The sequence below is a fragment of the Pseudomonas shirazica genome, assembly GCF_015168335.1.
Lineage (GTDB): Bacteria > Pseudomonadota > Gammaproteobacteria > Pseudomonadales > Pseudomonadaceae > Aquipseudomonas > Aquipseudomonas asiatica.
In genome coordinates this window covers 591,867-610,100 of sequence record NZ_CP063456.1, presented here as the reverse complement: position 1 = coordinate 610,100, position 18,234 = coordinate 591,867, and the positions used below count along the sequence as shown (strand labels likewise).

Annotated in this window: 17 protein-coding genes; 7 read left to right on the top strand and 10 right to left on the bottom strand. The window is 63.3% G+C overall.

Translation table 11 applies throughout. The features are described from left to right. Positions 1-36: 36 nt before the first annotated feature. Positions 37-891 (bottom strand): signal peptidase I, encoded by an 855-nt coding sequence (gene lepB, locus IMX18_RS02805; protein ID WP_003258486.1) that lies wholly within the window; start codon positions 889-891, stop codon positions 37-39. Positions 892-896: 5 nt separating this feature from the next. Next, positions 897-2,696: a translation elongation factor 4 gene (gene lepA, locus IMX18_RS02800; protein WP_013973995.1), complete on the bottom strand. Its 1,800-nt coding sequence runs from the start codon at positions 2,694-2,696 to the stop codon at positions 897-899. A 202-nt stretch (positions 2,697-2,898) separates the two neighbouring features. Here lepA and IMX18_RS02795 point away from each other — a divergent pair, with 202 nt between their 5' ends. Continuing rightward, positions 2,899-4,092 carry a hypothetical protein gene (locus IMX18_RS02795; protein ID WP_137109105.1) on the top strand — a complete coding sequence of 398 codons (1,194 nt, stop codon included), beginning with the start codon at positions 2,899-2,901 and terminating at the stop codon, positions 4,090-4,092. Between the two features lie 79 nt (positions 4,093-4,171). Here the strand turns inward: IMX18_RS02795 and IMX18_RS02790 are convergent, their stop codons facing one another. From IMX18_RS02790 to rpoE, 4 genes are all read right to left on the bottom strand, one after another. After that, entirely contained in the window at positions 4,172-5,572 is a 1,401-nt protein-coding gene (locus IMX18_RS02790; RefSeq protein WP_370290353.1) for a DegQ family serine endoprotease, read from the bottom strand. A gap of 222 nt (positions 5,573-5,794) precedes the next feature. Continuing rightward, complete coding sequence (locus IMX18_RS02785; RefSeq protein ID WP_085721057.1) at positions 5,795-6,757, bottom strand: MucB/RseB C-terminal domain-containing protein; 963 nt, start codon at positions 6,755-6,757, stop codon at positions 5,795-5,797. 12 nt (positions 6,758-6,769) lie between these two features. Then, a complete protein-coding gene (locus IMX18_RS02780) occupies positions 6,770-7,360 on the bottom strand; it encodes a sigma-E factor negative regulatory protein (RefSeq protein WP_015271600.1) in 591 nt (196 codons plus the stop codon). Between the two features lie 31 nt (positions 7,361-7,391). Continuing rightward, positions 7,392-7,973 (bottom strand): RNA polymerase sigma factor RpoE/AlgU, encoded by a 582-nt coding sequence (gene rpoE, locus IMX18_RS02775; RefSeq protein WP_003252049.1) that lies wholly within the window; start codon positions 7,971-7,973, stop codon positions 7,392-7,394. A 434-nt stretch (positions 7,974-8,407) separates the two neighbouring features. On the opposite strand from rpoE, the gene nadB reads away from it, so the two are divergent. Further along, positions 8,408-10,012 carry an L-aspartate oxidase gene (gene nadB, locus IMX18_RS02770; RefSeq protein ID WP_217190078.1) on the top strand — a complete coding sequence of 535 codons (1,605 nt, stop codon included), beginning with the start codon at positions 8,408-8,410 and terminating at the stop codon, positions 10,010-10,012. A gap of 258 nt (positions 10,013-10,270) precedes the next feature. Here the strand turns inward: nadB and IMX18_RS02765 are convergent, their stop codons facing one another. Beyond that, positions 10,271-10,735 carry a protein YgfX gene (locus IMX18_RS02765; protein WP_015271601.1) on the bottom strand — a complete coding sequence of 155 codons (465 nt, stop codon included), beginning with the start codon at positions 10,733-10,735 and terminating at the stop codon, positions 10,271-10,273. Continuing rightward, positions 10,719-10,973: an FAD assembly factor SdhE gene (locus tag IMX18_RS02760; RefSeq protein ID WP_003252043.1), complete on the bottom strand. Its 255-nt coding sequence runs from the start codon at positions 10,971-10,973 to the stop codon at positions 10,719-10,721. Before IMX18_RS02760 ends, IMX18_RS02765 begins: the two co-directional genes overlap by 17 nt. A gap of 133 nt (positions 10,974-11,106) precedes the next feature. Here IMX18_RS02760 and ygfZ point away from each other — a divergent pair, with 133 nt between their 5' ends. Both ygfZ and IMX18_RS02750 read left to right on the top strand, forming a co-directional pair. Next, positions 11,107-12,048, top strand: coding sequence for a CAF17-like 4Fe-4S cluster assembly/insertion protein YgfZ (gene ygfZ, locus IMX18_RS02755; RefSeq protein WP_015271602.1), 942 nt, complete (start codon positions 11,107-11,109; stop codon positions 12,046-12,048). Positions 12,049-12,103: 55 nt separating this feature from the next. Next, a complete protein-coding gene (locus IMX18_RS02750) occupies positions 12,104-12,910 on the top strand; it encodes an HDOD domain-containing protein (protein WP_015271603.1) in 807 nt (268 codons plus the stop codon). A 126-nt stretch (positions 12,911-13,036) separates the two neighbouring features. Here IMX18_RS02750 and IMX18_RS02745 read toward each other — a convergent pair whose 3' ends face one another. Both IMX18_RS02745 and IMX18_RS02740 read right to left on the bottom strand, forming a co-directional pair. Further along, a complete protein-coding gene (locus IMX18_RS02745) occupies positions 13,037-14,416 on the bottom strand; it encodes a sensor histidine kinase (protein ID WP_015271604.1) in 1,380 nt (459 codons plus the stop codon). Continuing rightward, entirely contained in the window at positions 14,409-15,080 is a 672-nt protein-coding gene (locus IMX18_RS02740) for a response regulator (protein ID WP_013974005.1), read from the bottom strand. Before IMX18_RS02740 ends, IMX18_RS02745 begins: the two co-directional genes overlap by 8 nt. A gap of 200 nt (positions 15,081-15,280) precedes the next feature. On the opposite strand from IMX18_RS02740, the gene IMX18_RS02735 reads away from it, so the two are divergent. The 3 genes from IMX18_RS02735 to IMX18_RS02725 all read left to right on the top strand — a co-directional run bounded on the left by IMX18_RS02735 (position 15,281) and on the right by IMX18_RS02725 (position 18,234). After that, positions 15,281-16,570, top strand: a complete 1,290-nt coding sequence (locus IMX18_RS02735; RefSeq protein ID WP_015271605.1) for an OprD family porin — start codon at positions 15,281-15,283, stop codon at positions 16,568-16,570. Between the two features lie 46 nt (positions 16,571-16,616). Beyond that, a complete protein-coding gene (locus IMX18_RS02730; protein ID WP_013974007.1) occupies positions 16,617-17,597 on the top strand; it encodes a Bug family tripartite tricarboxylate transporter substrate binding protein in 981 nt (326 codons plus the stop codon). A gap of 178 nt (positions 17,598-17,775) precedes the next feature. Continuing rightward, positions 17,776-18,234 (top strand): tripartite tricarboxylate transporter TctB family protein, encoded by a 459-nt coding sequence (locus tag IMX18_RS02725; RefSeq protein ID WP_015271606.1) that lies wholly within the window; start codon positions 17,776-17,778, stop codon positions 18,232-18,234.

Here is an 18,234-nt window from a genome sequence, read left to right as displayed (position 1 = left end):
CATTCGGCGCTGCCTGCAGGCCAGCGCCGATGGGTATCAATGGATCAGACCGACCCGCGACAGGTTGGGCAGGTGGCTGAGCTTGGGCTCTGGCCAGCTCATCCACACCGCGAAGGCCTTGCCGACGATGTTCCGGTCGGGAACCATGCCGTGCAGTTCCTTCGGGATGTTCGGGTCATCCCAGTAACGGCTGTCGTTGGAGTTGTCGCGGTTGTCGCCCATCATGAAGTAATGGCCTGCTGGCACGGTCCATTGCTGGTCCGGCGGCATGCGATAACGGCTCATTTCCTTGCGAATCAGGTGTTCGGCCTCGCCGAGCTTTTCCTTGTACAGCTCGGCGCTGCCCAAAGTGCCCGGCTCGGTGCCCACCAGTTGCTCGGCAATCGGCTGGCCGTTGACGAACAACCGCTTGTCGCTGGTGTAGCGCACCTGGTCGCCCGGCAGGCCGACCACACGCTTGATGTAGTTGACGTTCGGGTCGCTAGGGTAGCGGAACACCATCACATCACCGCGTTGCGGGTCACCCACCTCGATGACCTTCTTGTCGATCACCGGCAGGCGAATGCCGTACGAGAACTTGTTCACCAGGATGAAGTCGCCCACTTCCAGGGTCGGTTTCATCGACCCCGAAGGGATCTGGAACGGCTCGACCAGGAACGAACGCAGCACCAGCACGATGAACAGCACCGGGAAGAACGACTTGCCGTACTCGACCAGCAACGGCTCTTTGCCCAGGCGCTCGACCACCGCCATCTCGGGCTGGCTGACGCTGCCCTGGTAGTTGGCGATTGCCGCACGCCGGCGCGGGGCCAGGAACAGCAGGTCGATCAAGCCCAGCAGGCCGCAGACGAAGACGGCGATGACTAGCAACAGCGGGAAATTTAGCGACATAGGACCTAGCTATCCAACCTGAGCACGGCGAGGAAGGCTTCCTGTGGAATTTCCACGTTACCCACCTGTTTCATGCGTTTCTTACCGGCCTTCTGCTTCTCCAGCAGCTTCTTCTTACGGCTGACGTCGCCACCGTAGCACTTGGCCAGTACGTTCTTTCTGAGCGCCTTGACGGTTGTCCGCGCAATGATCTGGCCGCCGATAGCTGCCTGGATCGCCACGTCGAACATCTGCCGAGGGATCAGTTCCTTCATCTTTTCGGTCAACGCACGGCCCTTGTAGGCCGCGTTGTCGCGGTGCACGATCAATGCCAGGGCATCGACCTTGTCGCCGTTGATCAGTACGTCCAGCTTGACCAGATTGGCCGACTGGTAGCGATCGAAATGATAGTCCAGCGAAGCATAGCCGCGGCTGGTGGACTTGAGGCGGTCGAAGAAGTCCAGCACCACTTCGTTCATCGGCAGGTCGTAGCGCACCTGCACCTGGCTACCGAGGAACTGCATGTCGCGCTGCACGCCACGCTTCTCGATGCACAGGGTGATGACGTTGCCCAGGTGCTCCTGCGGCACCAGGATGGTGGCAGTGACGATCGGCTCGCGGAAATCGGCGACAGCCGAGACGTCTGGCAGCTTCGACGGGTTGTCGACGGTGATGGTCTCGCCGGTTTTCAGTTCCAGCTCATAGATCACGCTTGGCGCGGTGGTGATCAGGTCCAGGTCGTATTCGCGCTCCAGGCGCTCCTGGATGATCTCCATGTGCAGCATGCCGAGGAAGCCGCAACGGAAGCCGAAGCCCAGGGCGTCGGAGCTTTCCGGCATGTATTGCAGCGACGAGTCGTTCAGGGTCAGCTTCTGCAGCGCATCGCGGAAGTCCTCGAAGTCGTCGGAGCTGACCGGGAACAGGCCGGCGTAGACCTGCGGCTGAATCTTCTTGAAGCCTGGCAGCACTTCGACCTCAGGGGTCGCGGACAGGGTCAGGGTGTCACCGACCGGGGCACCGTGGATGTCCTTGATGCTGGCGATGATGAAGCCCACTTCGCCGGCCTTCAGGTCGGCGGTCTGGGTGTGCTTCGGGGTAAATACGCCCACGCTGTCGACCAGGTGCACCTTGCCGGTGGACTTGACCAGGATCTTGTCGCCTTTCTTGACGCGACCGTGTCGCACGCGCACCAGCGAGACCACACCCAGGTAGTTGTCGAACCAGGAGTCGATGATCAGCGCCTGCAGCGGCGCCTCGATATCGCCTTCCGGCGCGGGAATGGTCTGCACCAGGCGCTCGAGCACCTCGTCCACGCCCATGCCACTCTTGGCACTGCAGGCCACGGCGTCGGTGGCGTCGATGCCGATGATCTTCTCGATCTCGTCCTTGACGCGATCCGGATCGGCCTGGGGCAGGTCCATCTTGTTCAGTACCGGCATGACCTCAAGGCCCTGCTCGATGGCGGTATAGCAGTTAGCCACGGACTGGGCCTCGACGCCCTGGCCGGCATCCACCACCAGCAGCGCGCCCTCACAGGCCGCCAGCGAACGCGAGACTTCGTAGGTGAAGTCGACGTGGCCAGGAGTATCGATGAAGTTCAGCTGGTAGACCTTGCCGTCCTGCGCCTTGTAGTTGAGCGTGACGCTGTGGGCCTTGATGGTGATACCGCGCTCACGCTCCAGGTCCATGGAATCGAGCACCTGGGCTTCCATCTCGCGTGCCGACAGGCCACCGCACATCTGGATGAAACGGTCGGCCAGCGTCGACTTGCCATGGTCGATGTGGGCGATGATGGAGAAATTGCGGATATGACTCAAATCACTCACGGGTCAACACTCGAAAAGGCTGCGAGCCGGACGCCCGCCGAAAAATAGCCGGGAATTGTACCTTAAGCCGCAGCAGGCCGCCACGCCATCCGGCCGTTGGTGAACACGGTTGCCTGACAGAGGTGCTACCTGGCATTTCTGCCAGTACTCACCGCATCGGGAGTCGACCATCCTTGCAAATCTCTCGACCAAGGTGACCAGCATGCCCGAACAACACATGACACCGGGGGATTACGACCCTGCATTTGGAATGAATGGCAGGGCCGAGCTCCCTTCGTTCCATGGCGCTTCAATAGGCCGAAACCTGACTGGCATGGCGCTACAAGGGAGCAGCCTGCTTGTCAGCGCGCTTGCCTTTGACTCCTCCGGGGGGCGTCATTTTGCCCTGACCCGCTTTACCGCAAACGGTTCAGTTGACAACGACTTTGCACAGGGCGGCGTAATAGTTGGCCGTTACGTGCTTGACGAGCATGCATCGACTGAAGCGCTAACGGTACTGGCTGACCAACGCTTCACAGTGCTGGGATGGAGTGCCCCTACCTCGAACCTGCTGGCAAAGCCCAGGCTCACCTGTTACGACCGCGATGGCCGAGGAGGTGAACACCAGCTCCTGAGCGTGCCGCCGGATATGGGCATGGTGATTGGTAGCGGTCGCCTTACAAGCGATGGGCCATACCTCATGGTTTCCCTGAACCTCCAAAAGGCTCAAGGCGCGCGTTCCACGATGGCCAGGGTGTACCTGCGGGAACACTCCGGCCAGCCAGCAGCAGGGCTTCAGGAATTCATCGATATTCTACCGGACGCAGGCCAAATTGCTGTCGCCGGAATCGTTCAGTTGCCTGACGGGTTCGTGGTCAGCGGAACCCGCTCGCAGCAGGGGCAGCCCGCAGAAAGCTTTCTCGCTCGCTACCGCCACGACGGCGAACTGGATTCAGCCTTCGGTGAAGGCGGCACAGTGTATTTCCGGGCTGCGGGTTTCACTACCGAACTCAACGCGCTGCTAGCCAGGCCGGAAGGACAGCTGCTGGTCGCCGGTAAAGCGACAACCGGAGACAATTCATCACAAGCATTGCTCTGGCAGTTCGATGCCAGTGGCGCGAAGGACCCGACATTTAACGGCGGTGCACCGATACTGGACGACTCAGGTCTGACAGATTGGTGTGCAGTGGCCATCGATGAGCAACATCGGCTGTTTGCGTTCGGCCTGGGCAGGAGCCTGGAAAACCGTCGCTTTCTTGCGGATGGCTCCATTGATACATCCTTCCGACCGATCAATGATCTCGTCGGCATACCCGATGCCATGACTTGCCTGGATAACGGGCAGCGCACTGTGATCGGTTTCAACTCAACCGCAGTTGCTGGATACCTCGGCACGTTGATGTCCATTTTCAACTGAGCCCCCCCTGAATGACAAAGCCCGGCGCTCACGCACCGGGCTTGTCAAGCCGGACAATGCCTGCGAAGGCAACTACACCTTATTCAGCCAGCTTGAAAGTAATGAAGCTTGCACGGCCCTGACGCAGTACGCGCATCGACACCGAACGGTTCTTCGGCAGTTCCTTGGCGATTTCGGTGAATTCCTTGGCCGAACCGATAGCCTGGTTGTTCAGGTGACTGATCACATCACCCGGACGCAGGCCGATCATCGCGGCCGGGCCATCCTGAACTTCCTTGATGACCACACCACCCTTGAGTTCGAGGGCTTTCTTCTGTTCGGCGGTCAGGTCGGCAACCGAGACGCCAAGGCGGTTGCTGCTACGCTCGGCGCTGCCTTCGGCGCCGGTACCGATGTCGGCATCTTCGTCGGGCAGTGCGCCAACGCTGATGTCGAGGTTCTGGCGCTTGCCGTTGCGGATGATCTCCAGTTTGGCCTTTTCGCCATCCTTGAGGCTGCCGACCAGATGCGGCAGGTCGGCCGACATGATGATCGGCTGGCCGTTCATGCTCAGGATCACGTCACCCACCTGCAGGCCGCCCTTGGCTGCAGGGCCGTTTTCCAGCACCTGTGCCACCAGGGCACCGGCCGGCTTGTCCAGGCCGAACGATTCAGCCAGGTCCTTGTTGACCTCCTGGATCACCACGCCCAGCCAGCCGCGGCTGACCTTGCCGTCTTTCTTCAGCTGGTTGGAGACATCGATCGCCACATCGATCGGGATGGCGAACGACAGGCCCATGAAACCGCCGGAACGGGTGAAGATCTGCGAGTTGATACCCACCACTTCGCCATTCATGTTGAACAGCGGGCCGCCGGAGTTGCCCGGATTGATGGCAACGTCCGTCTGGATGAACGGTACGTAGGTGTCGTTGGGCAGGGTGCGACCCTTGGCGCTGACGATACCTTTGGTCACCGAATGGTCGAAGCCGAACGGCGAACCGATGGCCAGTACCCACTCGCCCACCTTGAGCTTCTCGGAATCACCCAGTTTGACGGTCGGCAGGTTCTTGCCCTCGACCTTGAGCAGGGCCACGTCGGTGCGCGGGTCGGTGCCGACCAGTTTGGCCTGCAGCTCGCTGCGGTCCGACAGGCGGACGATGATCTCGTCGGCATCGGCTACCACGTGGTTGTTGGTCAGTACATAGCCATCACTGGAAATGATGAAGCCCGAACCCAGCGACTGGGCCTCGCGCTGGCGGTCGCCACGCGGTGAGCGCGGTTGCTGCGGCATGTTGCGCTCGAAGAACTCGCGGAACATCGGCGGCAGGCCTTCCAGGTCGGGCATCTGCCCGGCGGCCATGCGGCGGTCCGGCAGTTTCTGCTTGGTACTGATGTTGACCACGGCTGGCGAGGCCTGCTCGACCAGGGTAGTGAAGTCCGGCAGGGCTTCCTCGGCCTGGGCGCTGAGCACCTGGCCGAGCATCAGCACGGCGGCGAACATCGATAGGTAGGATTTCAAGCGTGGTATTGACATACGGCTCCCGTCACAACGAGCGGTAGTTTAGAAAGGCCCCTGCACAAAACAGGAAAGGCCAGACTCCTAGAAGCCTGACCTATAGAAAATTTGCCGATGGATTGCAAATGACAATGCTTTAATTTCATTTCAGCGGCATGTCCGCACGCCTTGGCATGGCCTGCACGCCATGCCCGCAAATGCACGCCATCACTGGCGCGCCTGGCCATCCTGGGGGCGCATCGACAGCGCCACACGCTCTGCGGTACCCAGCGGAATCTCGCCGACCACAGTGACCATGACCTTGCCTTTGGGCGTGTTCAGCCGACGCGAGACCGCCGAGGTCGGGCCAAGCTGGGTGCGCATGTCGGTCCCGCCCTCATCCTTTACCGGCTCGAGGAACACCGAGAAGCGCGCCAGGCCATCGTCATACATCAGGCTGCTGACCGTGCTGTCATTCTTGGGGTCGCGGCGTACCGAGCTGTTGACCAGCTCGAAGCCGGGCGGCAGCCAGTCCGAACGCCAGCCGGCGACCGTGTCATTGGCGGCAGCAGCCACATGCTGCACCGGCTTGCATGCAGCACTGGCGCGCAGGTCATCATCGCTGGGTGCGCCAGTATCGAGACGGGTCATCTGGAAGCGCTCCAGCAACTGCCCCTTGTCGTTGATCATCAACGAGCGCAGCGGCAGGCCAGTAGTGCGGTCCAGGTGCAATTCGAAGGCATAGCGGTGCTGGTCGCGCGGGGTGAGCGTCACGATCACGGCATCGCGTCCGGCGACCCGCGACCTGCCCGCCACGCTCAAGTCATACCAGCCCATCAGTTTCAGCGGATCAAGTACACGCTGCGTAGTGTTCGGGGGCGTCGTCACTCCACTGACCAATGCCCCGCTGACGCACTCCACCTTGCCATCCACGCGCACGATCTCCTGAGCGGCACCATCGAGCTGCAACAGCCGCTCGCTGACCTTGCCGTCGTCGACCCTGTGCCAGATCTCGTGGGAAGAGAAACTGCCGTTCCGTTCGTAGACAAAAGAGCCTTGGTAGCTCTGCTTTTGCTCGGCCTGTGCCAGCTTGCTCAGCCACTCGCTCGCCTCGGGCGAAGAATTGGCCGCCAATGCTGGCACCGTCACGCAGCTGCCAATCAGCAGCGACAGGAGAGGTAGCGCGCGCATGATCCTCCTTACTTAACGGTTTTCCAGGCTGGCGGCGCGGGCATACGGCAATGCGGTTTCAGTGCCCTTGAGCGCAGATTCCTGGGCATGCTGGCGCAGGTAGCCTGGCAGACGCTGGTCCCAGCCGGCCTGGTTCTGCAGCACGCCGTTGGCCATCGGCCCGGTCGGTTGCTCACTGCTCTCACTATAGCCTGCCAAAACGGCAGGGCCTTGTGCTTGTGGCACACTCAGGCCTTGCTGGGCAGGTTGCTGGGCAGCAAGCTCGGCGCCAGTGATCTCGTCCTGGTTGTACATGCGCACACCGGCCAGCACCGCTACGGTGACCGAGGCAGCTACCGCCAGGCGGCCAATGCTGCGCCATGGCCCTTTCTTGACCTTGGCCGGCACGGCTTCGTCAGCCAGCGCTGCAGACACCGCCGAGGCGATATCCAGGTTAGGCAGCAGCAGCTCCTTGTGCATGGCTGCGCGGGCAACCTGGTAACGCGACCAGGTGGCACGGGTTTCAGCATCGTCTACGGCGTTCAACACACGACGCAGTTCAAGCTCGTCCGCTTCGTTATCCATCACCGCGGACAGCGATTCCTGCAAAGCTTCACGACTCATGGCGGTTCCTCTCTTGGCTGTCGCCGCTGTCTCAGGTTTCCTGCAGCAAAGGTTGCAGGGCTTTGTCTATTGCCTCCCGAGCGCGGAAGATTCGAGAGCGCACGGTACCCACCGGACATTGCATGACACTGGCAATGTCTTCGTAACTCAGCCCGTCGAACTCGCGCAGGGTCAGCGCCGTGCGCAGGTCTTCAGGCAGTTGCTGGATGGTGCGATGGACAGTGCCTTCGATTTCATCCCGCAACAACGAGCGCTCTGGGGACTCGAGATCCTTGAGACCATGATCGCCGTCGTAAAACTCCGCATCCTCGGAGCTCACATCACTGTCTGGCGGCCGTCTTCCACGGGACACCAGGTAGTTCTTCGCCGTGTTGATGGCGATGCGGTACAGCCACGTGTAGAACGCACTGTCTCCGCGGAAGTTGCCAAGCGCACGGTAGGCCTTGATGAAGGCTTCCTGTGCTACATCCTGGGCCTCGTGGGTGTCGTGAACGAACCGCACGATCAACCCGAGAATCTTGTGCTGATACTTCAGCACCAACAGATCGAACGCTCGCCTGTCACCACGCTGAACGCGCTCGACAAGCTGCTGATCCTCTTCCTGGGTTAGCATGAACACTCCTCAGTGAACTCGAAGGAGCGTTGCATCAGCCATCGTTCAGGCTTGCAACCATAGACTCGGGCTTTGCGCAAAAGTTCTCCCCTCCAAGCAAGTTTCCTGCAGCCCTTGGTCGGCTTGCACGAAAGACGCGGCACGGTTACGGCCGGCTACGTCGATAATCAGGTTTCGAGTACGCAGGGACAGCCCGGACAGGCCTGCCGCCCTGCGTCGCCGCGGCAAGTTGTGGCGCGTGGGCAGCCTTCATAGGATTTCCGGCCATGTCGGAAAGTTCCCACAAAGGTTGTCGCGACCAGGCAAGTGGCATGGAAATTGGCCACCCGGGGCTGCTATAAAGGCAACCCGGCCAGCTTTTACGATAGTTTCACAATGCCATCGGCGCGTGACTATTGTGCCGCGCCCCTTCCAAAGAATACTAGTGTCCCGACATGAGCCAACAATTCCAACATGATGTCCTGGTGATCGGCAGCGGTGCCGCCGGTCTCAGCCTGGCACTGAACCTCCCCAGCCACCTTCGAGTCGCCGTACTCAGCAAGGGCGACCTGGCCAACGGCTCGACCTTCTGGGCCCAGGGCGGTGTCGCGGCGGTGCTGGACAATACCGATACCGTGCAGTCGCATGTCGAGGACACCCTCAATGCCGGCGGCGGCCTTTGCCATGAAGACGCCGTGCGCTTTACCGTCGAGCACAGCCGCGAGGCCATCGAGTGGCTGATCGAGCAAGGCGTGCCCTTTACCCGCGACGAGCACTACAGCGTCGACGACGGCGGCTTCGAGTTCCACCTGACCCGCGAAGGCGGCCATAGCCACCGGCGCATCATCCACGCCGCCGACGCCACCGGCGCAGCCATCTTCACCACGCTGCTGGAGCAGGCCCGCAAACGCCCGAATATCCAGTTGCTGGAGCAGCGCGTGGCGGTCGACCTGATCACCGAACGCCGCCTCGGCCTGCCCGGCGAGCGCTGCCTGGGTGCCTACGTGCTCGACCGCAACACCGGCGAGGTGGACACCTTCGGTGCGCGCTTCACCGTGCTGGCCACTGGCGGTGCGGCCAAGGTGTACCTGTATACCAGCAATCCCGACGGTGCCTGCGGCGACGGCATCGCCATGGCTTGGCGGGCTGGCTGCCGGGTGGCGAACCTGGAGTTCAACCAGTTTCACCCGACTTGCCTGTACCACCCACAGGCCAAGAGCTTCCTGATCACCGAAGCCCTGCGTGGCGAAGGTGCCCTGCTGCGCCTGCCCAATGGCGAACGCTTCATGCCACGTTTCGACCCGCGCGAAGAACTGGCGCCGCGCGACATCGTGGCCCGCGCCATCGACCACGAGATGAAGCGCCTGGGCGTGGACTGCGTATACCTGGATATCACCCACAAGCCGGTCGACTTCATCAAGAGCCACTTTCCCACCGTGTACGAGCGCTGCCTGGCCTTCGGCATCGACATCACCCGTCAGCCGATCCCGGTGGTGCCAGCGGCGCACTACACCTGCGGAGGGGTGATGGTCGACGACCGCGGCCACACGGACGTGCCGGGCCTGTATGCCATTGGCGAAACCAGCTTCACCGGCCTGCACGGCGCCAACCGCATGGCCAGCAACTCGCTGCTGGAATGCTTCGTCTATGGCCGTGCCGCCGCCGCCGACATCCAGGCGCACCTGGATGAGGTGACCATACCCAAGGCCTTGCCCGGCTGGGACGCCAGCCAGGTCACCGACTCGGACGAGGACGTGATCATTGCGCACAACTGGGACGAACTGCGGCGCTTCATGTGGGACTACGTAGGCATCGTGCGAACCAGCAAGCGCCTGCAGCGAGCGCAGCACCGCATTCGCCTGCTGCTGGACGAAATCGACGAGTTCTACAGCAACTACAAGGTCAGCCGCGACCTGATCGAATTGCGCAACCTGGCGCAGGTGGCCGAGTTGATGATCCTGTCGGCCATGCAGCGCAAGGAAAGCCGCGGACTGCATTACACACTGGATTACCCGGGGATGCTGGACGAGGCCAAGGACACCATCCTTAGTCCGATCTAAGTCCGGCCCCTGGCGCGGCAATTTCAGCGCCTGCGAGATCGAGCGCCGCCCGCGCGGCGCTTCGCAGCACAAGGCTGCTCCTACATCTGTTTCGGGCCAGTAACGCCTGTGCCTGCGCACGCGACCGCCAGGGGCCGCGTGCCGCGCTCACAGGAATAACTGGCCCGAAACAAACGGTAGGAGCAGCCTTGTGCTGCGAAGCGCCGCGCGGGCGGCGCTCGATCTTGCAGGCGCTGAAGTTGCCACGACGAACACCTGTCAGCCCTGACTCGCCCCCACCCCTGCCCACCTGCGCCGGCTGAACTTCAACCGCACCCGCAAACGCCGGTGCTCATCAGCCCCCAGCGCATCACGCGGCACACATTGGCTCTCCCCCAACCAGCGCCCCGCCCGCACAAAGCGCAACACCACCAGCGCCGGCAACGCCACGCTGTCCCGGCACAAGCGCACCGGCTGCCAGCCACGGGCACGGCTGAACACCTGCCAGCCGCGCACATCACGGCGCAGGCCGACAACGGCATGCTCATGCGTCAGCAGAATACGTCGGGGAATGGCCCAGCCAGCGTGGGCAATACAGGCGGCGACAACTGCAAGGGCCGACCACCCGGGCAGCGGGCTCGCCCATACGGCGAACCACGCCAGTACCTGGCAACCCAGGTAGACCGCCAGCAGCAGGCGCGAGCCTTGCCAGCGGCACTCGAAGCACTCACTTGGGCTGGACACGATCCAGGATGATGCGGACCATGCGCTGCAGCTCCGGGTCTTCGGACTCGGTGCGCTCCATGAACCAGCCGAACATGTCCTGATCCTCGCAGCTCAACAGACGCACGTAGAGTTCGCGGTCGGTTTCGTTGAGCGTGGGGTAGACTTCCTGGGTGAAAGGCACCAGCAGTACGTCCAGTTCCAGCATGCCGCGGCGGCTGTGCCAGAAAAGCCGGTTGAGTTCAGTTTGTTCGACCATGGGGCCCTCCTCGAATGGCCCGCCAGTATACAGCCAGGCGAGCGAAGCGACACCGGGCGTTGGTCTAGTCAACTACCTATTTTGTTACCGGCGTTCTATGATGGCCGCCAGTCTTTAGCCACCGCGATGACCCATGGCCGATTCCGCTTTCTTCTGCCCCCTGTCCCACGAGGGCATCCTCGCCGTCCGCGGCTCCGATGCAGGCAAGTTCCTGCAAGGCCAGCTGACCTGCAACATCAACTACCTCAGCCCGGAACACGCCAGCCTCGGCGCCCGCTGCATGGTCAAGGGGCGCATGCAGTCGAGTTTCCGCATCCTGCCCGAAGGCAACGGCTACCTGCTGGCCATGGCCAGCGAGCTGCTCGACGCCCAGCTGGTCGACCTCAAGAAGTACGCCGTGTTCTCCAAGGCCACGCTGACCGATGAAAGCGCTGCCTGGGCACGCTTCGGCCTGCAAGGCGGCGATGCGGCGCTGCAGGCCCTGGGGCTCGATGTGCCTGCGGCAGCCGGTAGCACCGTGCGCCACGACGGGTTGATCGCCATCGCCGTGTCCGCCGACCGCGTGGAACTGTGGGTACCGGCAGACAACGCCGACCGCGTTCGCCAGGCGCTGGCCACCGCGCTGCCCGAAGGCAGCCTGGACGACTGGCTGCTGGGTCAGATTCGCGCCGGTATAGGCCAGGTCATGGGGCCGACCCGCGAGCTGTTCATCCCGCAGATGATCAACCTGCAGGCCGTCGACGGCGTCAGCTTCAAGAAAGGCTGCTACACCGGTCAGGAAATCGTTGCCCGCATGCAGTACCTGGGCAAGCTCAAGCGCCGCCAGTACCGCCTGGCACTGGACCAGCAGGCCATTCCGGCCCCGGGCGTCGAGATTTTCTCGCCCACCCATGGTTCGTCGGTCGGTGAAGTGGTCATTGCTGCCAGCAACGGCACAGGCTGCGAACTGCTCGCGGTGCTCAGCGCCGAAGCGGTGGAAGACGACAACCTGCACCTGGGCAGCCTCGATGGCCCAAGCCTGCAGGTGTTGACCCTGCCCTACGAACTGGACCGCGACCGGGAAATCCAGCGCTGACCAGCCTGCCCCGCCTACATGGCGGGGCCGCACCACCACTGCGGTAGACACGCCCATGAACAAGCTGGCCGAGATGGTTCAAGCACAGTTGCTCGATGCCATCGAAAAGGATGACCTGGTCCTGCCGACCCTGCCGGAGGTTGCCTTGAGCATCCGCGAGGCGGCGGAAGACAGCGAGATCAGCGTAGCGGCCCTGAGCAAGGTGATCGGTCGCGATGCGGCCCTTTCAGCGCGCCTGATCAAAGTCGTCAACAGCCCGCTGCTGCGCGCGGCGGTCGAGGTCACCGACCTGCACACCGCCATCACGCGGCTGGGCATCAACTACAGCTGCAACCTGGCCATTGGCCTGGTGATCGAGCAGATTTTCCACGCACGGGCGCCGGCTGTGGAGCAGAAGTTACGCGATATCTGGGCCAACAGCCTGGATGTGGCGGGCATCAGCTACGAAATCTGCCGACGCTTTACACAACTCAAACCCGACCAGGCCACCCTCGGCGGGCTGGTCAACCAGATTGGCGCGCTGCCGGTACTGATCTACGCCGAAGAGCACAACGAACTGCTGTCGGACCCAGTGTGCCTGCATTATGTGATCGAGCAGATCCAGCCAGTGCTGGGCGACAAGATCCTCAAGGCCTGGGAGTTTCCGGAGCAACTGGTCAACCTGCCGAGCCAGGTGCAGGACCTGGACCGGCAGACTGACAAGATCGACTACATCGACATCGTGCAGATCGCCCGCTGCATCAGCCAGCGAGGCCGCCACCGGCCGCTGGCGGCACTGCCGGCATACCGCCACCTGGGCCTGCCGTACGGCACCGAGCTTGAAGTGGGTGAACTGATCGAGGCGCGGAGCATGTTGCGCTGACCGGTGTCAGCCTGTTCGGACCTATCGCCGGCAAGCCAGCTCCCACAGGGATAGCACATGACTTGAGGTCAATGCAGTCGAGGTGGGAGCTGGCTTGCCGGCGATAGGGCCGGTACAGGCAACACATCAATCCGCGATAAAACTCACCCGCACCCGCAACCCGCCCTTCGCACCGTCATGCAGGCTCACCTGTGCCAGGTGCGCCCGGCAGATCTCGCCGACAATCGCCAAGCCAAGCCCACTGCCCTGCGCACTGCGCCGGTAGAAGCGCTCGAACACCCGCTCACGCTCGGCCTCGGGAATCCCCGGTCCGTCATCCTCCACCTCCAGTACCGCCGGCGTCAGCACTCGCAAGATCACGTTGCCGCCAGTCGGCGTATGCGCCAAGGCATTGTCCACCAGGTTGCTCAACAGCTCGTTGAGCAGCGTCGGCTCCCCCTTCAGCCACACCGGCGCCTCGGCCTCCAGGGCCAGCGCCACCCCGCGTTTGTGCGCCAGCGGTGCCATGGCCATGCCCAGCTCACGAGCCAACTGACTCAGGTCCAGGCGCTGCGCGCCGCCTTCTGCAATCGCCCGCGCACCGTTCTCGACCCGCGCCAGCGACAGCAGCTGGTTGGCCAGATGGGTCAGCCGGTCGGTGCCCTGGGCCGCGGACTCCAGTGTCTGCCGCCACTCCTGCGGCTCGGCCGAACGCAGGCCCAGCTCGACCCGCGCCTTCAGCGCGGCCAGCGGCGTACGCAACTCGTGGGCGGCGTCCGCGATGAACTGCGCTTGGCGCTCGAACTGGCCTCGCAAACGCTCAGTGAAATGGTTCAAAGCCCGCACCAGTGGGCCCAGCTCACGCTGCACCTGCACCACCGGCAAGGCCCTCAGGTCGTCCGGCTGGCGCTCTTCCACCGCCGTGCGCAGGCGCTCCAGCGGTCGCAACGCGGCACTCACGGCAAACCACACCATCACCAGCGCGCCCAGCGCCAGCATCCCCAGGCGCAGCAGGGTATCGGCCATCAGGCCACGGGCCATGCGCACCCGCGCTTCCTCGGTCTCGGCCACACGGATTTCCGCCATGCCGTTCATGTTCGGCTCGCTCACCGGCTTCAACAGGCTGACCACGCGCACGTCCTGGCCCAGGTAGGTGGCGTTGTAGAACCGCGCCAGCGCCGGGTAATCGTCGGTACGCGGCGTGCCCGGCGGCGGCGCTGGCAGGTTCTCGTAGCCGGAAATCAGCCGCTGCTGGATGTCCAGCACCTGGTAGTAGATTCGCCCGGCACTGTCGTAGGCGAAGGTGTCCAGGGCCACGTAGGGCACATCCGCGCTCAGCGAACCGTCACGCTGGGACAGGCCTGCGGCAATGGTCCTTGCCGAGGCCAGCAGGGTCCGATCGTAGGCGGTGTCGGCGGCCTCACGGCCGTTCCAGTAGGCGCTCAGGCCGCTGGCCAGCATCAACACCACCAGCAGCAAGGCCAGGTTGCCGAGCAAGCGCCCACGCAGGCTGCCGTTGTCACGCATCGCGGTGCTCGAGCAGGTAGCCCAGGCCACGGAAGGTGACAATCGCCACCGGGTGGCCGTCGAGCTTCTTGCGCAGGCGGTGGATGTAGATTTCGATGGCATCAGGGCTGGCTTCTTCGTCCAGGCCGAACACCTGGGCGGCCAGTTGCTCCTTGCTCATCACCCGGCCCGGGCGGGCGATCAGCGCTTCCAGTACGCTTTGTTCGCGAGAAGTCAGGGTCAGGTTGTCGCCACCCAAGGTGAAGCGCCGGGTATCCAGATCGTATACCAACGGCCCGCAGCGTTGCTGGCGCTCGCCACCGAGCACGCTGCGCCGCAACAGGGCCTTGACCCGTGCTTCCAGCTCGGTCAGCTCGAACGGCTTGGCCAGGTAGTCGTCGGCGCCCAGGTTCAGCCCATGAACCCGGTCCTTGACGTCGCTGCGCGCGGTCAGCATCAGCACCGGCAGGGTCTTGCCACGGCCGCGCAGACGCGCCAGCACCTCGAAGCCGTCCATGCGCGGCAAGCCGACATCCAGCACGGCCACGGCGTACTCCTCGCTGGCCAGGGCCAGGTCGGCGGCCACGCCGTCATGCAGCACATCCACGGTCAGGCCATGGCTTTTCAAGGCCTGGGCCACGCTTTCAGCCAGTTGCAGGTGGTCTTCGACCAGCAGCACACGCATCGGATTCTTCCTGCTCGGGTGGGACGGTGGCGCGGAGTGTACCGCTGTCGGCAGGCCTGTGAAGCCCTGTCGACAAACCTTTCACGCTGAAAGGTTAGCGAAAGGTTGGTTACCTAGCATCGCACCACGGTCGCCCTACGCGCCGAAAAAAAGCACCAGCAAGGTGCAACGAATAAGAACAATAAACGGAGCCATCAGTGATGCTGTCATCGCAGCCACAGGCGTTCGCGCCTACCCGTTCCTTTGCCGCACGCCCTTCCGCCATCGTCAGTGCCCTTGCGCTTGCCGGTGTCGCGCCGATGAGCCAGGCCGCCTTCTTCGAAGACAGCACGGCCACCTTCGAAACCCGCAACATGTACTTCAACCGCGATTTCCGCGACGGCACCAGTGCACAGCAATCCAAGCGCGACGAGTGGGCCCAGGGCTTCATGCTCAACTTCGAGTCTGGCTACACCGATGGCACCGTAGGCTTCGGCCTGGATGCGCTGGGCATGCTCGGCATCAAGCTCGACTCCAGCCCCGACCGCACCGACACCGGCCTGCTGCCGACGCACGATGACGGCAAGGCCGCCGACGAGTACTCCAAGCTCGGCCTGACCGGCAAGGTGAAGGTGTCGCAGACCGAACTGAAGATCGGCACTCTGATCCCCGAACTGCCGACCCTGCAGCCCAACGATGGGCGCATCCTGCCGCAAACCTTCGAAGGCGGCCTGCTCACCTCGAAGGAGGTCAAGGGCCTGACCTTCACCGGAGGCCGACTGGACAAGGCCAAGGACCGCAACGACACCAACTGGGAAGACCTGGCCCTGAACAACAAGAACGGCCGCTTCGGTGGCTCGTTCAGCGCCGACAACCTGGACCTGGCCGGCCTCGACTACCAGTTCACCGATCGCATCACCGGCAGCTACCACTTTGCCCAGCTCGACGATATCTACCGCCAGCACTTCATCGGCATGGTCGCCACCCAGCCATGGGGCCCCGGCACCTTGGGCGCCGACCTGCGCCTGGCCGTGAGTGACGACGCCGGCGCCGCCAAGGCCGGCAACATCGACAACACCACCTTCAATGGCATGCTCAGCTACGCCCTGGGCGGGCACAAGGTCAGCGCCGCCTGGCAGCAATTGTCAGGCGACAGCGCCTTCCCGTACGTCGATGGTGCCGACCCGTACCTGGTCAACTTCGTCCAGATCAACGACTTCGCAGGCGCCGACGAACGCTCCTGGCAGGCGCGCTACGACTACAACTTCGCCGCGCTCGGCGTGCCCGGCCTGACCTTCATGACCCGCTACATCAGCGGCGACAACGTCAGCCGCGCCGCCGGTGGCGAGGGCAAGGAGTGGGAACGCGATACCGAGATGAAGTACGTGGTACAAAGCGGCCCGTTGAAGAACGTCGCCGTGCGCCTGCGCAACGCCACCTTCCGCTCCAACTTCGCCCGCGACGCGGACGAGGTGCGGCTGCTGGTGAGCTACAGCGTGGCGCTGTGGTAACCCCATAGCGATAACTTGATAACAACAACGCTCACGGAGAAAGACGATGACCTACTCACTGCGCCGCCTCGTCCTCGCTACCGGCTGCCTGCTGTTGGCCGGCAACGCCCTCGCTGCCGAACCGAAACGCCCCGAATGCATTGCTCCCGCCTCGCCCGGCGGCGGCTTCGACCTGACCTGCAAGCTGGTGCAGAGCGCCCTGGTGCAGGAAAAAATCCTCACCAAGCCGATGCGCGTCACCTACATGCCCGGCGGTGTCGGTGCGGTGGCCTACAACGCCGTGGTCGCCCAGCGCCCGGCCGATGCCGGCACCCTGGTGGCCTGGTCCAGCGGTTCGCTGCTGAACCTGGCCCAGGGCAAGTTCGGCCGCTTCGACGAGAACGCGGTGAAATGGCTGGCCGCCGTCGGCACCAGCTATGGCGCCATCGCAGTGAAAAGCGACTCGCCCTACAAGACCCTCGACGACCTGGTCGCAGCGTTGAAGAAAGACCCGAGCAAGGTGGTAATCGGCTCCGGCGGTACCGTCGGCAGCCAGGACTGGATGCAGACCGCCCTGATTGCCAAGGCCGCCGGCATCAACCCGCGTGACCTGCGTTACGTCGCCCTGGAAGGTGGCGGCGAGATCGCCACGGCGTTGCTGGGCGGGCATATCCAGGTAGGCTCGACCGACATCTCCGACTCCATGCCGCACATTCAGAGCGGCAACATGCGCATCCTCGCGGTGTTCTCGGAAAAGCGCCTGGACGAGCCCGAGATGAAAGACATCCCCACCGCCAAGGAACAGGGTTACGACATCGTCTGGCCAGTGGTACGCGGCTTCTACCTGGGGCCAAAGGTGAGCGACGAGGAATACGCCTGGTGGAAGCAGTCATTCGACAAGATGCTGGCTTCGGAAGACTTCGCCAAGTTGCGTGACCAGCGCGAACTGTTCCCGTTCGCCATGACCGGTGCAGAGCTGGACGGCTATGTGAAGAAGCAAGTGGCTGACTACAAGACACTGGCCAGGGAGTTTGGCCTGATCCAGTAACACGCCAACGCCGTTCGCTCCATGTAGGAGCGGCCTTGTGTCGCGAAAGGGCTGCGAAGCAGCCCCAGCGATTTGTGCAGCGATGCTGAAATCCTGGGGCCGCCTTGCGACCCATCGCGACACAAGGCCGCTCCTACAAAGGATCTGCGTCTTGCCGATGAACAACGAGGATTCCTTCATGATCCTGCAACGCATCTTCGCCCTGGCCCTGCTGGCGGTGTGCGCCGCCCTGGCCGTGATGGCCTGGCCTTACCAGGCGGCGTTTTCCTATGAACCGGTGGGCCCGCGCGCCTACCCGCTGTTGACGCTCGGCCTGCTCGGCCTGGGCCTGCTGTACCTGGTGTTCCGTCCCACCCCCATCGTGCGCAAGGACGACGAACCGGAACTGGACCGCGAGACCCTGATCAAGATCGCCGCCTGCGTCGGCCTGCTGATCGTGTTCGCCAGCACCTTCGAAGCCCTGGGCTTCATCCTCAGCGCCATCCTGGTCGGCGTGCCCATGGCCCGCCTGTACGGCGGCCGCTGGCTGCACAGCGCCATCGTGGTGGCGGGCATGAGCCTGTTTCTCTACTGGCTGTTCGACCGCGTGATGGACGTGCCCCTGCCCCTTGGCCTGCTGAGCGTACTGGAGAACTGA